Annotated in this window: 1 pseudogene; it reads right to left on the reverse strand. The window is 62.8% G+C overall.

Annotated features, from left to right (window positions below):
• Positions 1-335, reverse strand: a pseudogene (locus tag A3736_RS06120) (glycosyl transferase); the annotation flags it as partial.
• Between the last annotated feature and the right edge of the window lie 31 nt (positions 336-366).

Here is a 366-nt window from a genome sequence, read left to right on the forward strand (position 1 = left end):
CGATCGCGCAGGCGCTTGGGATAGCTATCCTGTTCGATCCGTTCGTCGAAGGGGGCGAGCATGGCAACGCACGCCTCGTATCCTGCGACATGGCCGATATCCTCGCGGTCGCCATGCATTCTGATAGTGACGGCGGGAACGCTCATGATTCGCGACAGAAGGGCGATTTCCGCCGACACGTCGATGACGAAAAGCGCCGGGTCCGCCTCGCGCAGTGTCTGGGCGATCGTCCCCATGTGCTGGCGCATCTCCTCAACGCCGAGCGGTACGCAATGCAGGGTCTCTGGCGTCGGTTGCTCGTGAAGGGCCGGACTGCGCGACGGCGCACCAATCATGTTAGGCAGCTCCACGATGGTCGCATCGTGA

The sequence above is a fragment of the Erythrobacter sp. HI0063 genome, assembly GCF_001635685.1.
In the GTDB taxonomy this organism is placed as follows: domain Bacteria; phylum Pseudomonadota; class Alphaproteobacteria; order Sphingomonadales; family Sphingomonadaceae; genus Qipengyuania.